The sequence below is a fragment of the Bradyrhizobium sp. KZN70725 genome (assembly GCF_055264925.1).
Genome location: NZ_JBUYWT010000004.1, coordinates 163122 through 187797, shown reverse-complemented (window position 1 = coordinate 187797; position 24676 = coordinate 163122). Strand labels below are relative to the sequence as shown.

24 protein-coding genes are annotated in these 24676 nt (G+C 65.3%); 10 read left to right on the top strand and 14 right to left on the bottom strand.

Features of this window, described 5'->3' with window-relative positions; translation table 11 throughout:
- Positions 1-25: 25 nt before the first annotated feature.
- Positions 26-184 carry a hypothetical protein gene (locus tag ACZBJS_RS05730; protein ID WP_168856472.1) on the bottom strand — a complete coding sequence of 53 codons (159 nt, stop codon included), beginning with the start codon at positions 182-184 and terminating at the stop codon, positions 26-28.
- A 415-nt stretch (positions 185-599) separates the two neighbouring features.
- A complete protein-coding gene (locus ACZBJS_RS05725; RefSeq protein WP_016841798.1) occupies positions 600-752 on the bottom strand; it encodes a hypothetical protein in 153 nt (50 codons plus the stop codon).
- Between the two features lie 264 nt (positions 753-1016).
- Here ACZBJS_RS05725 and ku point away from each other — a divergent pair, with 264 nt between their 5' ends.
- Positions 1017-1994, top strand: a complete 978-nt coding sequence (ku, locus tag ACZBJS_RS05720; protein ID WP_463438497.1) for a non-homologous end joining protein Ku — start codon at positions 1017-1019, stop codon at positions 1992-1994.
- A gap of 54 nt (positions 1995-2048) precedes the next feature.
- Positions 2049-2276 carry a hypothetical protein gene (locus tag ACZBJS_RS05715; RefSeq protein ID WP_016841800.1) on the top strand — a complete coding sequence of 76 codons (228 nt, stop codon included), beginning with the start codon at positions 2049-2051 and terminating at the stop codon, positions 2274-2276.
- A 30-nt stretch (positions 2277-2306) separates the two neighbouring features.
- On the opposite strand, the gene ACZBJS_RS05710 is transcribed toward ACZBJS_RS05715, so the two are convergent.
- Entirely contained in the window at positions 2307-2471 is a 165-nt protein-coding gene (locus tag ACZBJS_RS05710) for a Flp family type IVb pilin (RefSeq protein WP_016841801.1), read from the bottom strand.
- Positions 2472-2895: 424 nt separating this feature from the next.
- On the opposite strand from ACZBJS_RS05710, the gene ACZBJS_RS05705 reads away from it, so the two are divergent.
- Together ACZBJS_RS05705 and ACZBJS_RS05700 are read left to right on the top strand one after the other, a co-directional pair.
- Entirely contained in the window at positions 2896-4530 is a 1635-nt protein-coding gene (locus ACZBJS_RS05705; RefSeq protein ID WP_141342553.1) for a thiamine pyrophosphate-requiring protein, read from the top strand.
- Between the two features lie 83 nt (positions 4531-4613).
- Positions 4614-5828, top strand: coding sequence for an NAD(P)/FAD-dependent oxidoreductase (locus tag ACZBJS_RS05700; RefSeq protein WP_463438496.1), 1215 nt, complete (start codon positions 4614-4616; stop codon positions 5826-5828).
- A gap of 154 nt (positions 5829-5982) precedes the next feature.
- On the opposite strand, the gene ACZBJS_RS05695 is transcribed toward ACZBJS_RS05700, so the two are convergent.
- The 7 genes from ACZBJS_RS05695 to ACZBJS_RS05665 all read right to left on the bottom strand — a co-directional run bounded on the left by ACZBJS_RS05695 (position 5983) and on the right by ACZBJS_RS05665 (position 14639).
- The gene (locus ACZBJS_RS05695) at positions 5983-7227 is read right to left on the bottom strand and encodes an ABC transporter substrate-binding protein (protein WP_076833195.1); all 1245 of its coding nucleotides are present in this window, start codon (positions 7225-7227) and stop codon (positions 5983-5985) included.
- 41 nt (positions 7228-7268) lie between these two features.
- Positions 7269-8747, bottom strand: a complete 1479-nt coding sequence (locus ACZBJS_RS05690) for an ATP-binding cassette domain-containing protein (RefSeq protein ID WP_141342550.1) — start codon at positions 8745-8747, stop codon at positions 7269-7271.
- A complete protein-coding gene (locus ACZBJS_RS05685) occupies positions 8748-9674 on the bottom strand; it encodes a branched-chain amino acid ABC transporter permease (protein ID WP_141342549.1) in 927 nt (308 codons plus the stop codon).
- Position 9675: 1 nt separating this feature from the next.
- Positions 9676-10551 (bottom strand): branched-chain amino acid ABC transporter permease, encoded by an 876-nt coding sequence (locus ACZBJS_RS05680; protein WP_050424320.1) that lies wholly within the window; start codon positions 10549-10551, stop codon positions 9676-9678.
- A 94-nt stretch (positions 10552-10645) separates the two neighbouring features.
- A complete protein-coding gene (locus ACZBJS_RS05675; protein WP_076833190.1) occupies positions 10646-11869 on the bottom strand; it encodes an ABC transporter substrate-binding protein in 1224 nt (407 codons plus the stop codon).
- 478 nt (positions 11870-12347) lie between these two features.
- The gene (locus tag ACZBJS_RS05670; protein ID WP_316394515.1) at positions 12348-13943 is read right to left on the bottom strand and encodes an MDR family MFS transporter; all 1596 of its coding nucleotides are present in this window, start codon (positions 13941-13943) and stop codon (positions 12348-12350) included.
- Between the two features lie 159 nt (positions 13944-14102).
- Positions 14103-14639 (bottom strand): YcgN family cysteine cluster protein, encoded by a 537-nt coding sequence (locus ACZBJS_RS05665; RefSeq protein ID WP_092079527.1) that lies wholly within the window; start codon positions 14637-14639, stop codon positions 14103-14105.
- Positions 14640-14927: 288 nt separating this feature from the next.
- Between ACZBJS_RS05665 and ACZBJS_RS05660 the strand changes: the two genes are divergently transcribed.
- From ACZBJS_RS05660 to ACZBJS_RS05650, 3 genes are read left to right on the top strand one after another with little or no spacing between them, the layout of a single operon-like run.
- The gene (locus ACZBJS_RS05660) at positions 14928-17201 is read left to right on the top strand and encodes a transglycosylase domain-containing protein (protein WP_253609526.1); all 2274 of its coding nucleotides are present in this window, start codon (positions 14928-14930) and stop codon (positions 17199-17201) included.
- Position 17202: 1 nt separating this feature from the next.
- The gene (locus ACZBJS_RS05655; protein WP_057020198.1) at positions 17203-17781 is read left to right on the top strand and encodes a DUF1214 domain-containing protein; all 579 of its coding nucleotides are present in this window, start codon (positions 17203-17205) and stop codon (positions 17779-17781) included.
- Positions 17778-18398, top strand: a complete 621-nt coding sequence (locus ACZBJS_RS05650; RefSeq protein WP_463438495.1) for a DUF1254 domain-containing protein — start codon at positions 17778-17780, stop codon at positions 18396-18398. Before ACZBJS_RS05655 ends, ACZBJS_RS05650 begins: the two co-directional genes overlap by 4 nt.
- On the opposite strand, the gene ACZBJS_RS05645 is transcribed toward ACZBJS_RS05650, so the two are convergent.
- A complete protein-coding gene (locus ACZBJS_RS05645; RefSeq protein WP_463438494.1) occupies positions 18395-19237 on the bottom strand; it encodes an MBL fold metallo-hydrolase in 843 nt (280 codons plus the stop codon). The genes ACZBJS_RS05650 and ACZBJS_RS05645 overlap by 4 nt on opposite strands.
- Before the next feature lie 91 nt (positions 19238-19328).
- Between ACZBJS_RS05645 and ACZBJS_RS05640 the strand changes: the two genes are divergently transcribed.
- Positions 19329-20189 carry a LysR family transcriptional regulator gene (locus tag ACZBJS_RS05640; RefSeq protein ID WP_316394526.1) on the top strand — a complete coding sequence of 287 codons (861 nt, stop codon included), beginning with the start codon at positions 19329-19331 and terminating at the stop codon, positions 20187-20189.
- A gap of 1 nt (position 20190) precedes the next feature.
- Here ACZBJS_RS05640 and ACZBJS_RS05635 read toward each other — a convergent pair whose 3' ends face one another.
- Both ACZBJS_RS05635 and ACZBJS_RS05630 read right to left on the bottom strand, forming a co-directional pair.
- The gene (locus ACZBJS_RS05635) at positions 20191-20958 is read right to left on the bottom strand and encodes a hypothetical protein (protein WP_038379546.1); all 768 of its coding nucleotides are present in this window, start codon (positions 20956-20958) and stop codon (positions 20191-20193) included.
- 16 nt (positions 20959-20974) lie between these two features.
- On the bottom strand, positions 20975-21169 hold the full coding sequence (locus tag ACZBJS_RS05630) for a hypothetical protein (protein ID WP_024579523.1): 195 nt from the start codon (positions 21167-21169) through the stop codon (positions 20975-20977).
- Positions 21170-21464: 295 nt separating this feature from the next.
- On the opposite strand from ACZBJS_RS05630, the gene ACZBJS_RS05625 reads away from it, so the two are divergent.
- Positions 21465-22397, top strand: coding sequence for a DUF2336 domain-containing protein (locus tag ACZBJS_RS05625; RefSeq protein ID WP_463438493.1), 933 nt, complete (start codon positions 21465-21467; stop codon positions 22395-22397).
- Here the strand turns inward: ACZBJS_RS05625 and ACZBJS_RS05620 are convergent.
- Entirely contained in the window at positions 22394-22738 is a 345-nt protein-coding gene (locus ACZBJS_RS05620; protein ID WP_092079509.1) for a DUF1491 family protein, read from the bottom strand. The two genes, ACZBJS_RS05625 and ACZBJS_RS05620, sit on opposite strands and share 4 nt — an antisense overlap.
- Positions 22739-22963: 225 nt before the next feature.
- Between ACZBJS_RS05620 and ACZBJS_RS05615 the strand changes: the two genes are divergently transcribed.
- Positions 22964-24607 (top strand): ankyrin repeat domain-containing protein, encoded by a 1644-nt coding sequence (locus ACZBJS_RS05615; RefSeq protein ID WP_310885003.1) that lies wholly within the window; start codon positions 22964-22966, stop codon positions 24605-24607.
- Positions 24608-24676 lie beyond the last annotated feature (69 nt).

The following is a 24676-nucleotide window of genomic DNA, read 5'->3' as shown; positions in this document are numbered from 1 at the left end:
ATAATTGTTCTCGCGAGAGAACGTCTCAGGAGAACCACCAGAGCATGAATTTCAGGAACATCGAGCTGAGAAGATAAATCCACCCCGCCATCGCCAGCACCGTCAGTCCGACGAAGACACCTGAAACGCTTTTCTCCTTGAAGCGCGCCAGCAACGAGTTTTTTTCTTCTTGCGAGTAGAACATCTCAGGCTCAAGGCGTAGCTGATTCAAATCAGCTAGCAGTCAATTTCGATGATCTCGTGACGCGTCGCAGCAGCCATTCGCATCGCGCATCACAGATCACCGCTGCAAAACGCCGCCAGGCCGCACGCCATCGCGCAGTGGAAATTCCGTTCGACACGATCAGGAATTTTACGTCGGCGATCGCGGCGGCCCGCGCGCCGGAATTTCCCTTCGGATCCTCGCCCGATCGACGTCACATACGTCGATCAAGACGGTCGTGCAGCTTGACCAGGCGATGTGGCCGGCATGCAGGATAGCCGCGCGCCGGAGGCCGGCGCGACCGAACGGATTCTTCCCGGGAGCAATCTGCCCGCTTCGCCCTGCCTCTCAGTTTAACAATCAAGTCCTCGCACGCGGTCAACCAATGATAATCGCCTCACACGCGGAAAAAGGCGAACCAGACAATGCCGAGGATCAGAACGGCCAGCCCTGTCGAGGCTGTGAGCAGCGCGAGAACCGAAGGTCCAGGCTCGGCCTGCCGTGCCTCGGTCGGGGTTTCGACGATTTGACCGTGTCGTTCCGTTGCCATGGCAACCTCTTTGCTTAAGTGCCTGTAATTCCGGCGTTTGCCGCGCCCCTTCGACAGCCAACGCGTGATCGGGAGCGATGTTCCGAGAGCGTTGACGGCTGGGCCGACGGCAGTCCCGCCCGCCGCGTCAAACGGGCGCAGCGCGAGGACACGGTTAACGCCGTTGCGAGATTCACCGGGCCGTGTTGTTTCAAACTGGGGTTCCCGGTGTTATCCTTGACCGTTCCGTCGGTTGCGTAATCGGAGTTTCCCTGGAGTTTCCCCATGGCCCCTCGCGCCAATTGGAAGGGCTTTTTGCGCCTTTCGCTCGTGACTTGCCCGGTTGCCCTGTACCCGGCGACATCGGATACCGAAAAGGTCTCCTTCAACCAGATCAACCGCAAGACCGGCCACCGGATCAAATACGCCAAGGTCGACGCGGAGACCGGCGAGGAAGTCTCCACCGAAGACATCATGAAGGGCTACAAGGTCGACACCGACACCTATATCGAGGTCACCAAGGAAGAGCTCGACGACATCGCGCTGGATTCGACCCGCACCATCGAGATCGACGAATTCGTGCCGCGCAGCGAGATCGACAGCCGCTATCTGATCCGCCCCTACTACCTCGTTCCCGACGGCAAGGTCGGCCACGACGCCTTTGCGGTGATCCGCGAGACCATCCGCAGCCTGAACAAGGTCGCGATCGGCCGCGTGGTGTTGACCAATCGCGAGCACATCATCGCGCTCGAGCCGCTCGACAACGGGCTGATGGGCACACTGTTGCGCTACCCGTATGAAGTGCGCAGCGAGAAGGAGTATTTCGACGACATCCAGGATGTGAAGATCACCAAGGACATGCTCGATCTCGCCAGGCACATCGTCGAGCAGAAGTCCGCCGACTTCGATCCGGAGGAGTTCGAGGACCGCTACGAGCAGGCGCTGATCGACCTGATCAACCAGAAGCGCAACGGCATCAAGGTCGCTAAGCCCGCGGCGAAGACCAGCGGCAACGTCATCAACCTGATGGACGCGCTGAAGAAGAGCCTTGCCAACGAGAAGCAGGCCGCGCCCGCCAAGGCCGAGGCAAAGGCCGCGAAGGGCAAGAAGCCGAAGAAGCGCATCGAGGGCCAGCGCGAAATGCTGCTGCCGATCTCGGGCAGCGGCAAGCGCGAGCCCAAGGAGGCCGCCAAACCCGAGCCGAAGAAGGCCGAGAAGACAACGCGCGCCCAGGGCACCGCGGCGCGCACGAAGGCAGGCTAGCGCAGCGACCGCAAGATGAGCCCGGTCCACAGCGCCTGAGATGTTCCGGTCGAGATGCCCTGGTCGACGCCGTTTGACGAACCGATCGCGCTGCATCGCGGCGGCACACTGGTGACGCTGCAGCACGCCGCCGACTACATCATGAAGCTATCGGAAGACACCCAGCAGGAAACGCGCTGGCAGATCGCGGTCGAGCATCTGATCAATGCGGCGGAACAAGGCGCCGGCTGGTTGATGTTCGCGCGCATCGCGATGCTGCGCGCGTTGAACGGGGACGACTGAATCCGGAAAATGCCGAGCTGCCGGCAGGGCTTACTTGAATGCCGAGCTGACGGCATTGAATTGGCCGCTCACGCTGGTGCCGATGCCCCTGACGCCGGCGACGATCACGATGCTGATGCCTCCGGCGATGATGGCGTATTCAATGGCCGTTGCCCCGACCTCATCACGCAGAAACCTTGCCATCAACGCGCGCATGAAAAGCTCCTGTCCGACGCTCGCGGCTTTTTCTCCCGCGCCGTAGTAATATGCCGGCCAAACTAGGCCACATTGGTTGACGGCCCATTGAGGGAAAGGATGAACGGTCGCTTAAAAGTTGCAGCGAATTTCCGTGCTAGTTCTGCCTGCATCGGGTTGCCGCCGGGCGAGGCACTTGGCCGCGGCCGGAGCGCTTTCCAGCGAAGTGGACACCGGCTCGCGCAAAGAAAACGCGTCAAAACAAGTATCTAGAGCTCCGTTCTGATCCTGTCTGAGCGGAAACAGCTCCAGTCGTAAACGCATATCAGAACTACCTGATCCGGCCCCGGCCGCGCTTTACCGGTGCCGCGGAATCCTGTTCCTTTATCGGACAGGCGACAACGAGGCCGGAACGAACCGGCCGCATGCAAAGGGAGTGACCGTCATGAAGCTCGGCACCGCGATCGCGGAAATCATGAAGCGCGAGGGGATCGAGATCCTCACGGGCTACCCGGTCAACCACCTGATCGAATACGCCGCCAATGCCGACATCCGCCCGGTGATGGTGCGCCAGGAGCGCATCGGCGTGCACATGGCAGACGCGATCTCCCGCGTCACCTCGGGCGAGAAGATCGGCGCCTTCTGCATGCAGCATGGCCCCGGCGCGGAGAACGCGATGGGCGGCGTCGCGCAGTGCTACGGCGAATCCGTGCCCGTCCTGGTGCTGCCGATGGGCTATGCGCGTCGGCTGGCGAATATCGACCCGAACTTCAATTCCAGCCAGGCGATGAAGGCGTTTTCAAAATCGTCGGAGCCGATCAACATCGCAGCCGAGGTCTGCAACATCTTTCGGCGGGCGTTTACAAAATTGAAGAACGGCCGCGGCGGGCCGGTCATCGTCGAAATCCCCGCCGACATGTGGAACGAGGAGGTGCCGGAGCCTTTGAACTACACGCCGGTGCTGCGCACCCGCTACGGCGCCGACCCCGTCCATGTGAAGGAAGCAGCCGCCCTGCTCGTTGGCGCCAAGCGTCCGGTGATCTATGCCGGCCAGGGCGTGCACTATGCAAAGGCCTGGCCGCAGCTGAAGCGCCTCGCCGAACGGCTCGCGATCCCGGTCACCACCAGCCTCGGCGGCAAGTCGTCCTTCCCCGAGACGCACCCGCTCTCGCTCGGCTCCGGCGGCCTCGCGGTGCCGCGCGCGGTGCCGAAATTTCTTTCCGAAGCCGACGTGATCTTCGGCGTCGGCTGCTCCTTCACCGAGACGTCATTCGGCATCGCGATGCCGAAGGGCAAGACCATCATCCATTCGACGCTCGATCCGAACCACATCAACAAGGATGTCGAGGCCAAGGTCGGTTTGGTCGGCGACGCCGGCCTGGTGCTCGACGCGCTGCTGGAGGAGATCGGTAAGACCGTGACCTCGGACCGCAACGCAAGTGCGGTCGCCGAGGAGATTGCCGCTTCCCACAAGGAGTGGCTCGCCAAGTGGATGCCGAAGCTGACGCACAACGACGCGCCGCTCAATCCCTACCGCGTGCTGTGGGACCTGCAGCACACCGTCGACATCCACAACACCGTCATCACCCACGACGCCGGCAGCCCGCGCGACCAGCTTTCGCCGTTCTGGAAGTCCGTCGAGCCGCTGTCCTATATCGGCTGGGGCAAGACCACGCAGCTCGGCTACGGCCTTGGTCTCGCGATGGGCGCCAAGCTCGCCAAGCCGGACAAGCTCTGCATCAATGTCTGGGGCGACGCCGCGATCGGCTTTACGGGGATGGACTTCGAGACCGCGGTGCGCGAGCGGATTCCGATCATGTCGATCCTGCTCAACAATTTCTCGATGGCGATCGAATTGAAGGTGATGCCGATCTCGACCGAGAAATACCGCTCGACCGACATCTCCGGCGATTACGCCGCGATGGCCCGCGCCTTCGGCGGCTATGGCGAACGGGTGACCAAGCCCGAGGACATCATCCCCGCGATAAAGCGCGGCATCCAGAAGACCAAGGAGGGCGTGCCGGTGCTGCTGGAATTCATCACCAGCAAGGAGACCGAGGTGTCGCGGCCGGGGACGTGACGGCACCTCACACGCCGCTCTGCCACTTGATTTGACCGCGCCAGCGCAGGCAAGCTCCCTCCGGTGCAACTTCGGAGGGAGAGATGGCGCGCATCCTGGTGCTGGGGGCCGGCTTTGCCGGGCTATGGGCCGCGCTCGGCGCAGCCCGCAAGCGCGACGAGATCGGTGCACGGGCAGCGGACACCGAGATCCTGGTCGTCGATCGCAACGCCTATCACAACATCCGGGTGCGCAATTACGAGGTCGATCTCGGCGACGTCGCGCTGCCGCTCAAGGACCTGCTCGATCCGGTTGGCGTCGGCCACATGGTGGCCGAGGTCGCGGCGATCGATCCGGCGACGCGCGCGGTCACGATCAAGACCAGCGCGGGCGCGGAGGTTGTGAGCTACGACCGGCTGGTGCTAACCACCGGCAGTGAGCTGGTCCGCCCCGCCATTTCGGGCCTTGCCGCCCACGGCTTCGATGTCGACACGTATGAGGCAGCGATGCGGCTCGACGCGCATCTGGCGGCGCTCGGCAACGAGCCGCCGTCAGAGGCACGCGCGAGCATCGCGGTCGTCGGCGCAGGGTTCACCGGGATCGAGGTCGCGACCGAGATGCCGGCCAAGCTGGCGCACGCCGGCATCACCGGCGATCATCGGATCATCCTGATCGATCCCAATCCCGTCGTCGGCGCGACCTTCGGCGCGCATGGCCGCCCGGTCATCAACGAGGCGCTGGCCACGCTCGGCGTCGAGACGCGGCTGAACGTCCGGGTCAGTGCCGTCGGCGCCGACAGCATCACGCTCGATAGCGGCGAGATCATTCCGACCAAAACCGTGGTGTGGTGCGCCGGCATGCGCGCCAGCCCCCTCGCCGCCTCGCTGCCGGCCAGGCGCGACGCGCTCGGCCGCATCAAGGTCGACCATACCATGCGCGTCGAAGGCCTTGCGGACGTCTTCGCCGCCGGCGACGTCGCCGCCTGCCTGATCGACGGCGAGCACCCGACCGTGATGTCGTGCCAGTTCGCGCGGCCGATGGGCCGCTTCGCCGGCCACAATGTGGTGGCGGACCTGTTTGGCGAGAAGTTGCTGCCGCTCAATATCGACTGGTATGTGACGGTGCTCGATCTCGGCGCCTGGGGTGCGCTCTACACCACCGGCTGGGACCGCGAGGTGCACACCACAGGCGCCGCCGCCAAGCTCACCAAGCAGACCATCAACCAGCAGCGCATCTATCCGCCACGCAACGGCGACCGCGCCGCGCTGCTCGCGGCGGCCGCGCCGACGATCCAGACGGCGCCGCCGACGCGCAAGTAGCTTGGGACTCACATTCGCCGATCGTCATTGCGAGCCACCCGGTCGGCGCGAAGCGCCGCCGGATGACAGGCTCCGCGAAGCAATCCACCCCTCCACGCCGGGATAAATGGATTGCTTTGTCGCGAGCTCCTCGCAATGACGGCGCGTACGCCTGCTACTGCGACAGCTTCACGAAGTTCGGAAACTTCATCTGGCCCTCGGCGATCGCCTTCGGCCAGACCGTGATCTGCTTGCCGCCCTGCCACTGGAACACGAGGCCGGTCACCGCGCCCGGGCCGGACTTGATGCCGTGGGTGAACTCGTCGTTCTTGCCGTAGAACTGGATCTTGCCGATCGTGCCCTCGAAGTCGGTCTTCTCGAGCTCGGTCACCATCTTGTCCGGATCGGTCGAGCCGGCGCGCTGGATTGCCTCGGCGATGATGTAGACCTCGTCATAGGCGGTGTAGCCGGTATAGGCCGGCGGCGTGCCGAACTTGGCCTTGAACGCCGCCGCGAACGGCTTGGTCTTCGGCGTGACGGCAACATCAGGAGTCGCCACCGCGAGCGAGGGCACGCCCTCGGCCGCGCCGTTGGTATCGCCCCAGAAGGTCGGGCTCAGCGCCTGCGCGCTGATGCCGAACATCGGGATCGGCACCTGCTGGTTCTTCCACTGCACGGTCGGCTGCACGCCGACATGGGAGATGCCGGTGACGATCACGTCGGGCTTGGCGGCTTCCATCTTGTTGAAGATCGGCGTGAAGTCGGTGGTGTCGGGCGAGAAGCGAATGTGCTCGACCACCTTCAGGCCCGCTTTCGGCAGGCAGGCCTCGTAGCCGACGTCGAGCGGCTTGGTCCAGGCCGCGTCCTCGCTCATGATCGCGACCGACTTGAACTTGAGCTGGTCGACCAACAGCTCCTTGGCCGCGTCGCAGACCAGCTGCGCCTGCGCGGCCGAGGTCAGGTAGCCGTGGAAGGTGTACTTGTTCTTCTCATAGTCGTTGTGCACCGCCTTGGTGATCTCGTTCGAGGCGGCGCCGGGCGTGATCAGCGGCATCTTCAGCCGCGCAGCCCACGGCTCGAGCGCCAGCACGACCTCGCTGATGTAACTCGCGATCACGGCCGAAACCTTGTCCTCGCTCACCGCGCGCTGGAAGGCGCGCACCGAGTCCGCCGACGAGCTCTTGTTGTCGTAGGTGACGATCTCGATCTTGCGGCCCATCACGCCGCCCTTGGCGTTGATCTCGTCGGCTGCGATCTGCGCGCCGCCCGGCGTCGCCGCGCCCGCGATCGACTGCACTTCGGCAATGATACCGATCTTGATCGGGTCCTTGGACTGCGCATAGGCCGGTGCCGCGAGGCAGAGCGCGAGCGCCGAGGCCAACAGGCTCACGCGGGTCGCGGTTGAATATGCTGTCATCATGATCTCCCTTGCTTTGCTTTCTTCTTTTCAAACTGCGAACGTCAGAGAAAGTCCTTGCCGGCCTCCGCGGCGAACCGGCCCGGATCGCCCTCCCAGACGATCCGCGCGTGCTCCAGCACATAGACGCGGTCGGCATGCGGAAGCGCAAACGTCACGTTCTGCTCGCCCAGCAGCACCGTGATCTTGGTGGTCTGGCGCAGCTTCTCCAGCGCCTTCGACAGCAGCTCGAGGATAACCGGCGCAAGCCCCAGCGTCGGCTCGTCCAGGATCAGGATCTGCGGCTGCATCATCAGCGCGCGGCCGATCGCCAGCATCTGCTGCTCGCCGCCGGACAACGTCTGCGCCATCTGGCCCTGGCGTTCCTTCAGGATCGGGAACAGCTCGAACAGCCAGGCGAGTTGCTTGGCCCGCGCCGCGTCGTCGAGATGTTGGCCGCCGAGGTCGAGATTTTCCCGCACCGTCATCTCGCCGAACAATTCGCGCGATTCCGGACATTGCACGAGGCCGGAGCGAGCGATCTTCGCGGGTCCCGTGCCGCGCAGTGGCTGTCCGCCGCGCAGGATCTCGCCGGTATACGGCAGGAAACCCGAGATGGTGTTGAACAGCGTGGTCTTGCCGGCGCCGTTGAGGCCGACGACGGAGACGAACTCGCCCTCATGGACGTGGATCGAGACGTTTTCCAGCGCCTGCGCCTTGCCGTAATGCACGCTGATATTCTCGACCTGCAGCAGCGGCACCTTGTCCTTGAACGAGGTCTCGGGCCGCGCGTGCGTCTGGATCGCGCCGCCGAGATAGACCCGCCGCACGGTCTCGTTCTTCATCACGTCCTCGGCGCGGCCGGTCGTGATCTCCTCGCCGAGATACATCGCGAGCACGCGGTCGACCAGCGCCGCGACGCTCTTGACGTTGTGGTCGACCAGCATCACCGCGCGGCCCTCGTCGCGGAAGCTGCGGATCAATGCGGAGAAGGTACCGACCTCGGCGCTGGTGAGACCAGCAAAGGGCTCGTCGACCAGCACGACCTTGGGGTCGCGCGCGATCGCTTTGGCCAATTCCAGCCGGCGCAGGTCGGCGAACGGCAGCGTCGGCGGGCGGCGGTCCATCACCGCCCCCAACCCGACGCGCTCGGCTATCCACTTGGCGCGCTCAGTCAGCGCCTTGTCGGGAAACAGCATGAACAGGCTGTCGGGCAACAGCGCGACCATGATGTTCTCCAGCACAGTCTGCCGGTTCAGGGGCCGCGAGTGCTGGAACACCATGCCAAAACCCTTGCGCGCGATCTTGTGCGCAGGCAGCCCGGCGACGTTCTCGCCCTCGAACAGCACCTCGCCCGCGGTCGGACGCTCGATGCCCATCACGCTCTTCATCGCGGTCGACTTGCCCGACCCGTTCGGCCCGATCAGGCCGAGAATCTCGCCGGGATGCAGGTCGAACGAGAGATTCTTCACGGCGGTCAGGCCGCCGAATCTTTTGGTCAATCCACGGACGGTGAGCGTTGCTGTGGTCACAGTCTGATCCATTTAAGAGCGCGCCTCGCGTGACAGGGCCGCTCCGAGGAAACCGCCGGGGAAGAACAGGACGACGAGCAGCGCCACCGCCGAGACGATGAAGGTCGCAAGCTCGCCGGTCGGGCGCAGGAATTCGCCGGCGACGATCAGGAAGATCGCGCCTAATGCGGCGCCGAGCACGGTGCGCCGGCCGCCGAGCACGGCGGAGACGATCACGTTCACGCCGACCGCAACGTCTACCACGGTGCCGACCGAGGCGGTGCCGAAGTAGAACACGAGCAGCGCGCCCGACAGTCCCGAGAAGAAGGCGCTGACGATGAAGGCCGCGAGCTTGTGCTTGACGATGTTGAAGCCGAGCGCACCGGCCTGCACCGGATCCTGCCCGCTCGCCTGCAGCACGAGACCGACCGGCGATTGCGACAGGCCGTAGAGGATGGCCGCGCTCACGGTCATGAAGCCGAGCGCGATCCAGTAATTGGCGCCGGCATTGATGGTGATGACGTCGGGGATGGTGAGCCCGATCTCGCCGCCGGTGAGATCGGCGAACACCACGACGAAGTTCTGCAGCATCAAGACCGCCACCAGCGTGGTCAGGCCGAAATACGGCCCCCTCACCCGCAGCGCCGGCAGCGCCAGCACGAAGCCCGCGACGACCGAGGCCAGCGCGCCGAGCAGGATGCAGAGATAGACCGACCAGCCGAACTGGTTGTTGAGGATCCCGGCGGTGTAGGCGCCGGTGCCGATCAGGAAGGTCGGCCCGAAATTGACCTCGCCGGCGAAGCCGAACAGGAGGTCCCAGGCCATCGCGAACACGCCGAAATAGAACGCGACGGTCAGCAGCCCGAGGATGTAGCCCGAGACGTAGAACGGTAGCGTCGCGGCGACCACTACGCAGAACAGCGAAATGAAGAACAGGCGCGAGGAAAAGAAGCTGGCCATCTCAGCGCCTCCCGAGCAGGCCCTGAGGCCGGATATACATCACGAACACCAGAAGCAGCAGCGCCGGAATGGTGCGATAGGCCGGCGAGATCATGTAGGCCGTGATGGTCTCGAGATAGCCGACGACGAAGGCTGCGATCAGCGAGCCCGACACGCTGCCGAGGCCGCCGAGCACGACGATCGAGAACGCGCTCGCGGTCAGCGGCCCGACGCTGTAGGAGCTGACGCCGAGGAACATGCCGAGCAGCACGCCGGCGATGCCGGCGAGAATGCCGTAGATGCCCCACACCACGATGTAGATTTGGGTGAGCTCGAGCCCGAGCAGCGTGACGCCGCGCGGGTTCATCGAGGCCGCCAGTACCGCCTTGCCGGTCCTGGTGCGGTTCACCAGTAGCCACAGCAGGCCGATCACGAGGCAGCAGACCAGCGCGGTGAAGATATTGTTGCGCGGTGTGCGGTTGCCGAAGATATCGACGACACCCTCGACGATCGGCAGCACCGTCTTGGCGTTGTTGGTGAAGAAATAGGCGATCAGCTCCTGGATCATGATGCCCCACAGCAGGGTGCCGGTGAGGACGAAGATTTCCTTTTCCTCGTTGGGGATCCGCGTTGAATTCTGGATCGGCTTGACGACCGCGAAATAGGTCGCGAACGACACGATCAGCGCGACGCCGACACCGAACAGCGCGCCGGTGTAGATGTCGAGGTGCAGCACGCTGGCCGCGGCCCAGGCCGCGACCGCCGCGGCCACCATGATGGCACCGTGGGAGAGATTGAGGACGCCGGAGACACCGAAGATCAGGGTGAAACCGGTGGCGCCGAGCGCATAGAGCGCGCTGATGGCAAAGCCATCGATCAGGATTTGTAAGGCAAGCATCTCAGATTGGCCGCGGCAGCAGGGCTGCCTGTTGTGGAGGACACAGAACCGAACAGGGATGCTCCCGGGTGGGGCCCGGGAGCATGATCATCAGTCAGTTCGTGGTGACCTTGATGAAGCTCGGGAACTTGAGATCGCTCTTGGCGACCTCCTTCGGCCAGACCGCGACCTGCTTGCCGCCCTGCCACTGCAGCATCAGTCCGGTGATCAGGCCCTTGCCGTACTTGATCGAATGGGTGAACGGATCGTCCTTGCCGTAGAACTGGACGCGTCCGATGGTGCCTTCCCAGTCGGTCTTCTCCAGCGCATCGACCATCTTGTCGGCCTCGACCGAGCCGGCGCGCTTCACCGCATCGGCGATGTAGTAGACCTCGTCATAGGCGGTGTAGCCCGCGTAGGACGGATAGTTGCCGTAGCGCTTCTTGAAGCCTTCCGCGAACGGCACCGACTTCGGCGTCACCGCGACGTTCGGGCCGGACACGCCCTGATACAGCACGCCTTCCGCCGCATCGTTGGTGTCCTTGCCGAAGGTCTCGTTGGTCGCCTGCGAGGAAATGCCGAACATCGGGATCGGCACCTGCTGGTTCTTCCACTGCACCGTCGGCTGCACGCCGACATGCGAGATGCCGGTGATGATCACGTCGGGCTTGGAGCCTTCGACCTTGTTGAAGATCGGCGTGAAGTCGGTGGTGTCGGGCGAGAAACGGATATGGTCGACGACCTTGAGCCCGATCTTCGGCAGGCACTCCTCGTAGCCGACATCGAGCGGCTTGGTCCACGCGGCATCCTCGCTCATGATGACCGCGGTCTTCATGTGCTTCTGATCGACCAGCAGCTCCTTGGCGGCGTCGCAGACCGACAGCGCCAGCGCGGCCGAGGTCAGGTAGCCGTGGAAGGTGTACTTGTTCTTCTCGTAATCGGCGTGGACGCTCTTGCTGATCTCGTTGGAGGCGGCGCCGGGCGTGACGAACGGCGTCTTCAGGCGCGAAGCCCAGGGCTCGAGCGCCAGCACCACTTCGCTGATGTAGCTCGAAATGACGACGTTGACCTTGTCTTCGTTGACCGCGCGCTGGAACGCGCGCACCGAATCCGCCGAGGACGAGTGGTTGTCGTAGCTGACGATCTCGATCTTGCGGCCGTCGATGCCGCCCTTGGCATTGATCTCGTCGGCGGCCAGCTGCGCCGCCTGCGGGATCGATGCACCGGCAATCGCCTGCGCTTCGGCGATCACGCCGATCTTGAGGGTGTCGGCAGCCAGCGCTCCGCTCGGCGCCGCAGCCAACAGGCCCAACACGGCCGCTCCTGCAAGTTTCTGCATCGCGTGCACGGGGAGTCGCAATGTTCTTGTCACCCTGTTTCTCTCCTCTTTTTCTTCGGCTGCTTCGAGCTCTTGGGGCGCGACTATAGCCGCGACAAAATGCGCAGCAAGTGAAACTGCGCGCAGATCGCCATGCAAGGACGGCGACTAAAGTAGTGGGTCGGCGCTCACCAAATGAACAAACATGAGGCAGCGGGGGAATAAAGTGGTGGTGCACCGATCGCTCAGATCGTCATTCCCCGCTGGCAAATTACGCGGGGCGAGCGAAGCGGAGAGAGCGGAACGAAAAGCACGGCTCGGGCAATTCATGTCGCGAGAACGCGGATTGTTGCCCGCTGGCCGTGCGACAAGCTCAATGCCGTCCCTGCGAAAGCGGGGACCCACAACCACGGATGCTCATTGTTACGCGATTTGGAACGACGAGTCCGATTCACAACATCCGCCGCGGCGACGACAGCGGTGTATGAGGCGACTGCCTCTACTCCGCCATCTCCGCCGGCGGGTGGGCGGCGGGACCAGCGAGCGGGCGCTCTTCCATCGTGATCATGCAGATCGAGGCGGTGGTCAGCAGCACGGCGGCGGCGCCGAACACGTAGCGGAACGCATGGATCATGTCGGCCATCGGGATCGCGCTGACGGTGCCGGCGGAGGCGGCATGATGCTCGCCGGCGAGCGAGATGTCGGTCCCCAGCGTCATCAGCAGGATGGTAGTGAAGGCGGCGACCGTGAAGGAGGCCATCATCGCGCGGAAGAAGTTCATCGCGCCGGTCACGGTACCGACCTGCGGCCGCGCCACCGCGTTCTGCAACGACACCACGCTGATCGGGAATGTGGTGCCGAGGCCGAGCGCGAACACGCTCATCAACAGCAATAATCCCCACAGCGGCAGCGTCGTCACCGCCATGCCGACGGCACAGATCGCGGCCACCGAGGTGCCGACGATGGCGACGCGCTTGTAGTGCTTGGCCTTCGCCATGGTCCGGCCGGCGATCGCCGCACCGAAGGTCGAGATCGCCGCGAGCGGGATCAGCGCGAGGCCGGCCTCGCTGGCGGTGAGATGATAGACCACCTCGTAATAGAGCGGCAGATGCACGGTGAGGCCGACCATGGCGCCGAGCGCACAGCCGCCCGCCCCCATCGCGAACGGCACCACCGAGCCGCCGAGCAGCGACAGCGGCAGGAACGGCTCGTCGGCGCGGCGCGCGTGCCAGACGAAGGCGCCGGCGAGCGCGATCGAGGCGCCCACCATCGCGGTGATGGTCGGCGACAGCCAGGACAGACGGGTGCCGCCCCAGGTCAGCACCAGCATCAACACGACGGCCGAGGCCATCAGCAGGATGCCGCCGAGCCAGTCGACCTTGCGCTTGCGGTGGAACACCGGGATTTTGCCCATCTTCGGCAGCAGCAGCGCCAGCGCCGCCGCCGCGAGCGGCAGGTTGATCCAGAAGATCATCGACCAGTGCAGATGCTCGGCGAACACGCCGCCGACCACCGGGCCGAGGATGCCGCCGGCCATCCAGACGCTGGAGAAATAGGCCTGATAGCGGCCGCGCTCGCGCGGGCTCACCACGTCGGAGATCACGGTCTGGACCACCGGCATGATGCCGCCGCCGCCGAGCCCCTGCAGACCGCGGGCAACGATCAGCATCGTCATGCTGGGCGCGATCGCGCATAGCACCGAGCCGACCACGAACAGGCTGAGCGAGGTGATGATCATGACGCGGCGGCCATAGATGTCGCTCAGCGTGCCGAACACCGGCGCCACCGCCGTCGAGGCCAAGAGATAGGCCGTGATCACCCAGGACAGATTGGTGACGTCGTGAAACTGGCGCCCGATCGTCGGCAGCGCGGTCGCGACGATGGTCTGGTCGAGCGCGGCCAGGAACATCGTCAGCATCAGGCTGATGACGATGGTGCGGACCTCGTCCGGATTGAGTGGTGCCGGCGGCGCCAGCGGCGGCGCTTCGCTGAGTTCGATCACCTCGCTCGGAAGGCAGGACAGCTCTTCGGCAATGTCGTCGGGCAATGTCTCTTGGTCGGCAGGAATCCGGCTCTGCCGTTCATACTTGTTCATTTGAGGCGTAATGCTGCTGCGCGGGCGCATCCCGCGATGGAATCATTCTCTGCTTTGCAATTTATGCAGCAATTCAATGCTGAGGCAGGCACCCCAGCGCATGGGTGCATCCCGCGGCGATGTTCTCGCGGTGACGTGATCGCGGACGCGGCGACGACGTCACGCTTTGGTCGTCTTGCCCAGCATTTTCGGCCGCTTCTTCAATTGTGCCCGTTTCGGCAGCAGCGCCGGCCATCGCACGATATGATCCTCGAGATCGGCGTCGTTGACGTCGAGCTCGGTGCCCTCCACTCGCCCGCGTACCGAAACTCCCGCTTCATGGACGGTGTTGGGATCGCCCGAGATCAGGGGATGCCACCAATAGAGGTCCCGCCCCTCGGCCACCAGCCGGTAGCCGCAGCTCGGCGGCAGCCAGTTCAGCGTCCGGACGTTTTCGGGAGTCAGGCGGACGCAATCCGGAACCTGGTCGGAACGGTTCGGGTAGTCCTTGCAGGTGCAGAGGCCGGAATCGAGCAGCTTGCAGGAGATATGGGTGAAATAGATCTTGCCGGTGTCCTCGTCCTCGAGCTTCTCCAGGCAGCACCGTGCGCAGCCGTCACACAGGCTCTCCCATTCGGCGTTGGACATCTCTTCCAACGTCTTGGTTTTCCAGAAGAATCCCTCCTGGTCCGACGGGCGCTTGGGCGATGCGGTCATGATATCCCTGAAATGGCGGTGCAACTCTTCTTGGGATGCCGGCAACGCTTGCGCAAGGGGGTGGTATTGCGGGGTCGAAAAAGCCGGTGGGCAGCGTTAGGGCTCCCATTAAATTCACAAGCCGCGCCATTGGTTTATGGCAGCCGCTCGGATAGAACAACGAACGAGTCCCCATCGACGCAAAAGCGCCTTGGGATTGCCGCAACATCGAAGCAAGACGCTGCCCTGTGCCCGGTTTGGGCGCCCGCAGCGCAGTCGAACTGATCAAGGGTCCGGTCCTTTCAGATCATGCCGTCCCATTGGAAACAGAGGGTCCGGAACTTCTTCCTGGACCTCGATGCGCGTATCGACTCGACGCTGTTCTCGTCGGGCAAGGGCCTGCGCGAGCTCTACGAGCGCTATTCCACCTTCATGGACCGCTTCTATGTCGGCCGCTGGAAGCGCTGGGTGTTCATCGAGCCGCTGTCGGAGGCCGCAACCCTTGGGCTCGGCGGCATGATCCTGATGCTGACGCTCGCGATCCCCGCCTTCCGCGAGACCGCCGACGAGGACTGGCTGAAGAAGTCCGACCTCGCGGTGACGTTCCTCGACCGCTACGGCAACCCGATCGGCAGCCGCGGCATCAAGCATAATGACTCGATCCCGCTGGAAGATTTTCCGGACAATCTGATCAAGGCGACGCTCGCGACCGAGGACCGCCGCTTCTACGATCATTTCGGCATCGACGTGCCGGGCCTTGCCCGCGCGCTCGTCACCAACGCGCAGGCCGGCGGCGTCCGCCAGGGCGGTTCGTCGATCACCCAGCAGCTCGCCAAGAACCTGTTCCTGAACAACGAGCGCACCATCGAGCGCAAGGTGAAGGAAGCCTTCCTCGCGATCTGGCTGGAGACGCGGCTCACCAAGAACGAGATCCTGAAGCTCTATCTCGACCGCGCCTATATGGGCGGCGGCACCTTCGGCGTCGACGGCGCGGCGCATTTCTATTTCAACAAGTCGGTGCGCGACGTGAATCTCGCGGAGGCCGCGATGCTCGCCGGCCTGTTCAAGGCGCCGACCAAATACGCCCCGCACATCAACCTGCCCGCGGCCCGCGCCCGCGCCAATGTCGTGCTCGACAACCTCGTCGATGCCGGCTTCATGACCGAGGGCCAGGTGTTCGGCGCCCGCCGCAATCCGGCGGTCGCGGTCGACCGGCGCGACGAGAACTCGCCGAACTACTATCTCGACTACGCCTTCGACGAGATGCGCAAGCTGGTCGACACCTTCCCGAAATCCTACACCGAGCGCGTCTTCGTGGTCCGCACCGCGATCGACATGAACGTGCAGAAGGCGGCCGAGGAAGCGATCGAGAACCAGCTGCGACAGTTCGGGCGCGACTATCACGCGACGCAGGCCGCGACCGTGGTGTCCGATCTCGACGGCGGCATCCGCGCCATGGTCGGCGGCCGCGACTACGGTGCGAGCCAGTTCAACCGCGCCACCGACGCCTATCGCCAGCCGGGCTCGTCGTTCAAACCCTATGTCTACACCACGGCGCTGCTGAACGGCTTCACGCCGAACTCGAAGATCGTCGACGGCCCGGTCTGCATCGGCAACTGGTGCCCGCAGAACTATGGCCATTCCTATTCGGGTCAGGTCACGCTGACGCAGGCGATCACCCGCTCGATCAACGTGGTGCCGGTCAAGCTCTCGATCATGATGGGCGGCAAGGAAGGGCCGAAGGCGGGCCGCGCCAAGATCGTCGAGGTCGCGCGCCGCTTCGGCCTCAAGGCGCCGCTGCCCGATACGCCGTCGTTGCCGATCGGCTCCGACGAAGTCACGGTGCTGGAGCACGCGGTCGCCTATGCGACCTTCCCGAATCGCGGCAAGGCGGTGACGCCGCATTCGGTGCTCGAGGTGCGCACCGGCGCCGGCGACCTGGTATGGCGCTGGGACCGCGACGGTCCGAAACCGCGGCAGGCGATTCCGCCGAACATCGCCGCCGATATGGCGGGCATGATGAGCCACGTGGTCAGCGAAGGCACCGCGCGCCGCGCCGCGCTCGACGGCATTCCGACCGCCGGCAAGACCGGCACCACCAACGCCTATCGCGACGCCTGGTTCGTCGGCTACACTGGCAACTTCACCTGCGCTGTCTGGTACGGCAATGACGACTATTCGCCGACCAACCGCATGACCGGCGGTTCGCTGCCGGCGCAGACCTGGCACGACATCATGGTCGCGGCGCATCAGGGCGTGGAGGTCAAGGAGCTGGTCGGCGTCGGCATGGGCCAGAAGCTGCCGCCGCAGCCGGCGCAGGCCAATGCCCAGGCCAACACGGCGCCGCGCGTATTGGAGACCAAGCCGGGCCCGCCGCCGGTTTTGACCAAGCGCGGCGCGGATATCCTGGTGCGGGTCGAGAAGCTGCTCGATGACGCCGCCAGGACCGCCGGCAAGACCACGCTGAACGAGTCCTCGAAGACCGGCAAGGCCGAGTCCTCGAGCGCGCTGGCGTTCCCCGAAAACTACGTTGCCGCGGCCGGGCCGGACGGCGCGACACCGGCACCGCCACGCAAGAACTGACGTGCGGCTCCTCCTCACCACCTTGTTGGCACTCGTCATCGCCACCGCCGTCGGCCTCGGCCTGACCTACGCGACGGCGACCCGCGGCACCGATCTCGGCACGCTGAAGATCGGTGCCTGGACCGCGCGGCCGAAGAGCGGCACCTCCGACGTCGATCCCTATTCGCGCGCCACCATCGCGCGCAGCGGCGAGTTGCCGATCGGCACCGGCGACGGCATCGCGTTCTCGGCGACCACAGACGACAAGAACAAGCCGCTCGACGGCCGCTGCGACATCGTGGTCAGCGGCGTGACGCCGGCGGCGCGGTTCTGGACGCTGACGCTGTTCGACCGCAAGGGGCACCTGGTCGCCAACACGCTGCAGCGCTACGGCTTCACCAGCCAGGAGATCATGCGCGCCTCCGACGGCACGTTCGAGATCCACATCGCCTCGCGCTCGCGCGCCGGCAACTGGCTGCCGACCGGCGGCATCGAGCGCTACGCGCTGATGCTGCGGCTCTACGACACGCCGGTCGGGGTCGCGACCCGCACCCAGCGCGACGCGCCGATGCCGTCGATCACAACGACGGGCTGCCCATGATCCGCGTGCTGCTCACCATCCTCGCAGGCGTGCTGCTCGGCGGCGTGGTGCATCTCGTCAGCGTGCTGGCGCTGCCGCGCATCGCCTCGCAGGACGCCTATTCGCGGCTGACGCCGATGACCAAGCTTAACGAGGTGATGCAGCTGCCGCTGGCCGACCCGAGCCATTCGCCGATGCCGCTGATGGATCCGGCCTTCGCGGTGGCGATCTGCCGCTACGATCTCTCGACCGGGCCGCTCAAGCTCACCGTGCCGGTCAGCCAGGCCTATACGTCGGTGTCGTTCTACACCCGCAACGAGGTCGCCTATTACGCGATCAACGACCGCTCGGCCGGCAAGAAGGTGATCGAGCTCGACCTGATGACGGAAGCGCAGCACAACGAGCTGCCGGAGGACGAGGAAATCACCGCTGCCGACCGGCTGATCATCGACTCGCCGACCTCAACCGGCCTGATCCTCCTGAAGGCGCTGGCGCCGGAGCCCGGCCTGATGCCGCAGGCGCAGGCCTCGCTCGCCGCCTCCTCCTGCAAGGTGCAGACCGAGCCGGTCGCGGCCAAGCAGGAGGCGCCGCCGCCGCTGCCTGTGCCGGCCCCGCCGCCTGCGGCACGCAAGCGCTAGCTCGCGGCGAGCGTGTGCCGGCCGCAGCGGCAGGTCTCGTAGTCGACGGGATCGTGGCTGTTGACGATCGTCACATCAGCGCCATGCGCCGCCTTCAATTGCCGCAGCCGCTCCTGGTTCTGGATGCGCATCGCGCGATCCATGTCCGCCCGGCGCTGGAACATGCCGAGCACCAGCGGGATCCGCGGCCTGGCGTCGAGCTGCGCGTGGTGGAAATAGGCGTCGCCGGCGTGCAGCAGCCAGCTGTCCTTGTCGCGCACCGCGATCCCGCAATGGCCGAGCGTGTGGCCCGGCAACGGGATCATCAGAATGTCCGGCTCGCGGTCGCCGAGCGCGCGCACGCTCTTGAAGCCGAACCAGTCCTCGCCGCCGGCACCATAGAACGTCCAGTCCGGCCCGTGCTGCCACTGCGCCGTGATGTAGCGCCCCTGCGGCGGCGTGACCTGATGCGTCACCGCCATGTCGTACTCCTTGCGATGGACGTGCACCCTGGCCTTCGGAAAGTCCGGCACGCCGCCGGCGTGATCGCGATCGAGATGCGTCAGCAGCACATGGCGCACATCGCCCGGCGAAAAGCCGAGCGCCTTGACCTGCCGCACCGCCGCCTCGGCCGGATCGAGCCGCGGCGTCGTCTGCCGCACCCATTTGCGTCCAAGCCGCGGTGGGTCGCCGATATCGTCGAGCCCGATTCCCGTGTCGACCAGCACGAGGCCGTCATTGCTCTCGACCAGCAGGCAATGACAGACCATCCGCGCCCGCTGGAAGATGCTGCCGCTGCCGTTCACGAGCCGCTTTCCGATCGGGCACATCGTGCCGGTGTTGAGATGGTGGATGCGCATGACAAGTCCTCCGCTGTAACAGGCGCAGACTTGCCACTCGCATTTCCATAGGTAAAATATTGTCTTTCTATCGATGTGATAGGATGTGCCTATGGATATCCGCGAACTCCGCTACTTCGCCGCAGTCTACCGCGAGCGCAATCTGACCGCCGCGGCGAAGCGCTGCTTCATCTCGCAGCCGTCGATCTCGGCGGCGATCACCAATCTCGAGGCCGAGCTCGGCACCACGCTGTTCATCCGGCACAAGAAGGGCATGGCCCCGACCGCCTCAGCCGCGCAGTTTCACGGCATCGCCCGCAGGATCATCGACGAGGCGGACGCGGCGCGAAACCTCTTCCGCAAGCCCGCGACGCGGCAGGCGCTGACGCTCGGCCTGTTGCGGACGCTCGATCAGACCCGGACCATCGCGCTGCTGAAGCCGCTGACCGGCAATACCGATCTTGCGCTCCGGCTGGTCGGCGCCAGCGAGAAGGCCGACGCGCGGATCGTCGCCAAGACCATGGTCGGCGCCGGCGAGCACTTCATCCCGCTGTGGAGCGAGCGCTATGTCGCGGCATTGCCGCCCTCGCATCCGCTGACGCTGAAGGAGACGCTCCGGACCACCGACTTCGCCGGCGTTCCGATGATCGATCGTTGCCATTGCGAGCAGCAGGAATTCTTCAAGGGTGCCTCACCGCCGCGCAAGCCGGTGGCGATCGCGGAATCCGAGGAATGGGCGATGGCGCTGGTCGCGGCTGGGGTCGGCGTCGCGATCGTCCCCGAGGGCGTGGCGCGCGGCAATCCGGACGTCGCGACGCGCGCGATCGATATCGACGTGACGCGCCAGGTCGGCCTCGCCTACCCCTCGGCCCACCCGCCCTCCGATGCGCTGAAGGCATTCATTGCGAGCTTGCCACGGCAAGCCAACAGTCGCCGGGTCAAATCGACGGCGAAGAAAACGAAGCGTGCCTAGACTAGCCCTTCGTCACCACGGCCTGGCCCGTCACCGGCGCGGAGATGAGCGGCGCATTGGCGGTGAGCCGGGCGAGTTCGTTGATCTGGCGCTCGGCGTCGGCCGCCATGCCGTCTGGCGCCTGGATCACCAGCCGCTCCAGCGCCCAGCGATAGGACGAGATGCGCCGCTCCAGGGCCTGCTGGACCCATTGCACGATCAGCGTGTTCTCTTCCATCCGCGCCACCGCATCGGCGCGTTCACGCGGCGACACATCGGCGATCATGTGGAGGCTGGCATTGCGCTTGCGATCGAGCTCGATCACCTGGATCGCGGTGGCGAAGAACGGCTCGAAGCGGGTGATGTCGTCGCGCACCTCGTCGATCAGCAGCGAATAGCGCGAGGCGAACGAGCGATGCGGCTCGTCGATCAAATTGCGGCCATAGGCGGTGCGATCGAACACGACCCTCTGCCGCCACGGCGAAGGCAGCGGCTGGTAGTCGCCGAATACGCTCTTCCACGCCGGACGCGACAGCGGCGGCTCGATGAACTGATAGGCGAGGTCGCGCAGCTGACGTTCGTGTTCGGTGAGCTGGAATTGCGAGGCGTTCTTGCCGATGCTGCCGGTCGCCTCGGCACCGATCCAGCGATGCATATCGTCGTTGCGGAAATCGGCCCGGGTGCGGCCGAAATCGCCGCCGCTGCAGCCGGCGAGCGCCGAGCCCGCCAGCAGCAGGATCAGCGCCGGGAGTGACCGCCGCGCGACGGTCCGCTGCACAAGCTCCGGCATTGCCCGATGTCCGCGATCAGGAGCGGCGTCGGCGACGGCGGCCCTGCGCAGTGCCCTGCTCCGGTCCGCGACCACCGCCGGTCTCCTCCGTCGTTCGCTCGATCCGGACGACGGGAAGGATCAGTACGGTCCCCATGCCTTCGCCAGCAGCACCGGCCATGCTCGGCCGCCGTGCAGCCGCATCCGCCGGAAACTCAACGATGGTGCCCATGTTCCGTTCTCTCTGGCCCCGCACGGACATGATTTGCCCCGCGCATGCCGAGTTAAGAACGCGCATGGTTAATGACATCTTAAGCCGCCGGTACGGACGGTTACGGATATGGCGCTGTGCCTTAATAGACACGCGCAAATTCGAGCATTCACCTTCACGGCTTGTTTTCCTTAACTGCCTCTTAAAACAGCCTGCGTAGGCTCGCTGCCACAAGGCTTTCAAACCGAAGTTCACTGGCAAGTCGCGTACGCCCGAGATGAGCGCAGCTCCGCTATTTCCTGGTTTCGATGGGCTGATGACGCTCTCCCGTCGCGAGGGCGTCGACATCCGCCCGACGCTGCTGCGCGTCCTGACCGACCTCTATGTGCAGGCGAGCGCGCATTCCGACGATGAAGAGCGCCAGTTCGTCGAGTTGACGACGCGCCTGATCGACGAGGTCGACGACGCGACGCGTGCCGCGGTCCGCGCGCGGCTTGCGATCTATCCGGCGACGCCCGCGCGGATCGTGGACAAGCTCGGGCTGCGCCGCGTCGGTCCCGACCAGCCGATGCCGGCGGCCACGCCAATTCCCGCGCCCGCCCCGTCAGCGCTGCCGGCCAAGGTCCCGACCGAAGCCGAGCTGCGGATGGCCGCGAGCCTTGCCATGCGGCCAAACGATGCCGCCGAAATCTCCGACATGTTCTTTGCCGCCAGCAGGAGGGAGCGCGCGCAGATCCTGCACAATCTGCAGGAGACGCCGCTGAAGGCCGCGGCGCGGATCCCGGCCGCGCGCGCCGCGCGCGCGATCCATATCCTGGAGATGGCAGCGTTTGCCGAGGACCTCGATAACTTCACGCTCGAACTCGGCGAGGCGCTGATCCTGCCGTCGCGGATCGCCGCGGACGTCGTCAACGATCCCGGCGGCGAGCCGCTCGCCTGCGCGATGCGGGCGCTTGACGTGTCGAGCGCCGCGTTCCAGCGGATCCTGATGTTCCTCAATCCGGAAGCCGGCTCCTCGGTCAACTACGTCTATCGGCTGTCGCGGCTCTACGATCGCCTGAGCGAGCGCTCGGCGTTGGTGATGCTGGCGGCGTGGCGCGGCTCGACCATGGCGGTGGCCCGCGCCAGGTATCGCTCGTCGCTCTATGACGATGAGCGTCATCGCGTGCGCGCGACGGCGTCGCAGACGCGCCCCGCGTTGCAGCCCGGCAGCGCGCCCGCCATTCGCAACCAGAAGTCCGGAAGCTAGTTTTTCGCCAGATCAAGAAAGTGCCGCCCGGCACGGTCCTCGGTCTCGACGATCCAGGCGTCGGGATCGAAGCGGAGCTCCTTGGTCAAGCGCTCCTCGACAGATGGCTCGGATACCGGCTGTGGTGCCGTCGGCACGAACAGCCGCTCGACCGGACGGCTGTCATCATAGACCGTCTGCGGCGCCGGCGCATACAACATCGCGTTGCCGTCCATCAGCGCCACCTTGACGAACACGGCGCCGGCTTCCTCGGCGCCCTTCTTGCGGACTGCGCCGAACACGCCTTCGGTCTGGCAGCGGCGCAGATACGCCGCGACCCATATGCTGGTTTTCAATCGCATGCGCCGAGCTATAGGCCAGCGGCGCGGTCACGTCCAATTGTCACAGATGTCGTCACGCCGCGGCGGGTTGACCGAACCAATCGTCACCCATATCCTTGCATCTGCGGTGCAAGCCGCGCCCGGGTCCACGGGAAGGGTTGAACCCACTTGCACCAATTGAGCGGCCAACCAAGCCTTTGTGCAGCCGGTTTTGTGGACCATCGGCGATGATGCACGGAGGTTTCCATGGACCGATCGCCCGGGCGATTGAATCTCGATCATCTGAAGAAGCAGGCCAAGGAGCTCATTCGCCTTTATCGGCGGCAGGCGCCAGAGGCCTACGCGCGTTTCCGGCATGCGCTTCCGGCTGCGGCCGGGCGCAGCGACGCTCAAATCGCCGCGCTCAATCTGCGGCTGCACGATGCGCAGTCCTGCGTGGCGCGCGATCTCGGCTTCGCCTCCTGGCCGGACCTGCGGCGCTATGTCGACGCACAATTGCCGTCCGGTAAAAGCAAGGCCGATCGCGTGCGGCGATGGCTGCAGCTGGTCTATGCCGCGGACGTCGCCGGCACCACCGACCGCGCCAATCCGCGCGTTGCGGCGCGGATGCTCACCGAGGATTCCAGTCTTGTCGCCGACGATCCCTATCTCGCCTGCGCCATCGGTGACGAGGAGACAGTGCAACGCACCGCCAACGACGATCCCACATGGGTCAACCGTGCCGGCGGTCCGTTCAAACTGCCGCCGCTGGTCGCCGTGACGCATTCCAGCCTGCTGCAGATTCCGGAATTTGAAGCGCGGCTGCATCGCTGCGCACGCCTGCTGCTGCAGGCCGGCGCCGATCCCGACCAGCACATCAGCAGCCGCTGGCCGCCCGGAACGCTCGACGCACCCGATGACAGCAATCCGCTGTCAGCGCTGTACGGCGCCGCCGGCCGCAACCACGATCTCGAACTGACCAAACTGTTGCTCGAAGCGGGCGCCAATCCGAACGACAATGAATCGCTCTACCACTCGCTCGAAGGCTCGGTGACGACTGGCCTGCTGCTCGAGCATGGCGCACGGATCGCCGGCACCAACGCGATGTACAAGGTGCTCGATGACGAGAACGTGGCGGCGCTCGACCTGCTGCTGCGGCACGGCGGCAATCCAAACGAACCCGCCGGCAACGCGCCGCTGACCGAATGCGGCTCGCCGTTGCTGTGGGCGATCCGCCGGCGGCGGTCGCGAACCTGCATCGCGATACTGCTCGACGCCGGCGCGGATCCGCGCATCACGACACCAGGCGGGCTCAGCGCCTACAGGTACGCGCTGCAGTTCGGACTGACCGAGGTCGCCGAGTTGCTCCGCGAGCGTACCGGCGACGAGACGCTTGCCGATGATGAGCGGTTCGTCGCGGCGTGCAGCAGCGGTGACGAGAGCGAGGCGCGGCGAATCCAGGCCGGTCGGCCCGATCTTCCAGGTTCACTTTCACCGCGGCAATTGCGGTTGCTCCCGGAGCTCGCCGCGGCAGGCGGCGACGATGCGGTGCGGCTGATGGTCGAGCTCGGCTGGCCGATCACGGTGCGCGGCGGCGATTGGGATGCGTCGGCACTCAATCACGCGGTGTTCCGCGGCAATGCCGGCCTGACGCGATTCCTGCTCGAGCACGGCGCGGAGTGGACCGAGCAGCACGGCTTCGGCGACAACGTGTCCGGCTCCTTGTCATGGGCCTCCTGCAACGAGCCGGTCAGGGGCGGCGACTGGGTGGCCTGCGCGCAGGCCCTGCTCGATCACGGCATGCCGCGCGCTATTCCGGATCGCGACGATCCGGAATGGGTGCTGGTGGCCGGCCGCAGGAAGCTGTTCTCCGACGAGGTCAGGGACGTTCTGCTGGGCGACGCGCCTTAACTCGTCATGGCCGGGCTTGTCCCGGCCACCCACGTCTTGGCTGCAACAAGTCTCAAAGACGTCAATGCC

Bases quoted from the DNA above. Each gene is read 5' to 3' on its own strand.
- ACZBJS_RS05640 (WP_316394526.1), top strand. From the start codon at position 19,329: ATGGATATCCGCGAACTCCGCTACTTCGCCGCAGTCTACCGCGAGCGC.
- ACZBJS_RS05675 (WP_076833190.1), bottom strand. From the start codon at position 11,869: ATGCAGAAACTTGCAGGAGCGGCCGTGTTGGGCCTGTTGGCTGCGGCG.
- ACZBJS_RS05630 (WP_024579523.1), bottom strand. From the start codon at position 21,169: ATGGGCACCATCGTTGAGTTTCCGGCGGATGCGGCTGCACGGCGGCCG.
- ACZBJS_RS05645 (WP_463438494.1), bottom strand. From the start codon at position 19,237: ATGCGCATCCACCATCTCAACACCGGCACGATGTGCCCGATCGGAAAG.
- ACZBJS_RS05695 (WP_076833195.1), bottom strand. From the start codon at position 7,227: ATGATGACAGCATATTCAACCGCGACCCGCGTGAGCCTGTTGGCCTCG.
- ACZBJS_RS05715 (WP_016841800.1), top strand. From the start codon at position 2,049: ATGCCCTGGTCGACGCCGTTTGACGAACCGATCGCGCTGCATCGCGGC.
- ACZBJS_RS05710 (WP_016841801.1), bottom strand. From the start codon at position 2,471: ATGCGCGCGTTGATGGCAAGGTTTCTGCGTGATGAGGTCGGGGCAACG.
- ACZBJS_RS05725 (WP_016841798.1), bottom strand. From the start codon at position 752: ATGGCAACGGAACGACACGGTCAAATCGTCGAAACCCCGACCGAGGCA.
- ACZBJS_RS05700 (WP_463438496.1), top strand. From the start codon at position 4,614: ATGGCGCGCATCCTGGTGCTGGGGGCCGGCTTTGCCGGGCTATGGGCC.
- ACZBJS_RS05650 (WP_463438495.1), top strand. From the start codon at position 17,778: ATGATCCGCGTGCTGCTCACCATCCTCGCAGGCGTGCTGCTCGGCGGC.
- ku (WP_463438497.1), top strand. From the start codon at position 1,017: ATGGCCCCTCGCGCCAATTGGAAGGGCTTTTTGCGCCTTTCGCTCGTG.
- ACZBJS_RS05730 (WP_168856472.1), bottom strand. From the start codon at position 184: ATGTTCTACTCGCAAGAAGAAAAAAACTCGTTGCTGGCGCGCTTCAAG.
- ACZBJS_RS05670 (WP_316394515.1), bottom strand. From the start codon at position 13,943: ATGAACAAGTATGAACGGCAGAGCCGGATTCCTGCCGACCAAGAGACA.
- ACZBJS_RS05615 (WP_310885003.1), top strand. From the start codon at position 22,964: ATGGACCGATCGCCCGGGCGATTGAATCTCGATCATCTGAAGAAGCAG.
- ACZBJS_RS05635 (WP_038379546.1), bottom strand. From the start codon at position 20,958: ATGCCGGAGCTTGTGCAGCGGACCGTCGCGCGGCGGTCACTCCCGGCG.
- ACZBJS_RS05690 (WP_141342550.1), bottom strand. From the start codon at position 8,747: ATGGATCAGACTGTGACCACAGCAACGCTCACCGTCCGTGGATTGACC.
- ACZBJS_RS05665 (WP_092079527.1), bottom strand. From the start codon at position 14,639: ATGACCGCATCGCCCAAGCGCCCGTCGGACCAGGAGGGATTCTTCTGG.
- ACZBJS_RS05680 (WP_050424320.1), bottom strand. From the start codon at position 10,551: ATGCTTGCCTTACAAATCCTGATCGATGGCTTTGCCATCAGCGCGCTC.
- ACZBJS_RS05705 (WP_141342553.1), top strand. From the start codon at position 2,896: ATGAAGCTCGGCACCGCGATCGCGGAAATCATGAAGCGCGAGGGGATC.
- ACZBJS_RS05685 (WP_141342549.1), bottom strand. From the start codon at position 9,674: ATGGCCAGCTTCTTTTCCTCGCGCCTGTTCTTCATTTCGCTGTTCTGC.
- ACZBJS_RS05660 (WP_253609526.1), top strand. From the start codon at position 14,928: ATGCCGTCCCATTGGAAACAGAGGGTCCGGAACTTCTTCCTGGACCTC.
- ACZBJS_RS05625 (WP_463438493.1), top strand. From the start codon at position 21,465: ATGACGCTCTCCCGTCGCGAGGGCGTCGACATCCGCCCGACGCTGCTG.
- ACZBJS_RS05620 (WP_092079509.1), bottom strand. From the start codon at position 22,738: ATGCGATTGAAAACCAGCATATGGGTCGCGGCGTATCTGCGCCGCTGC.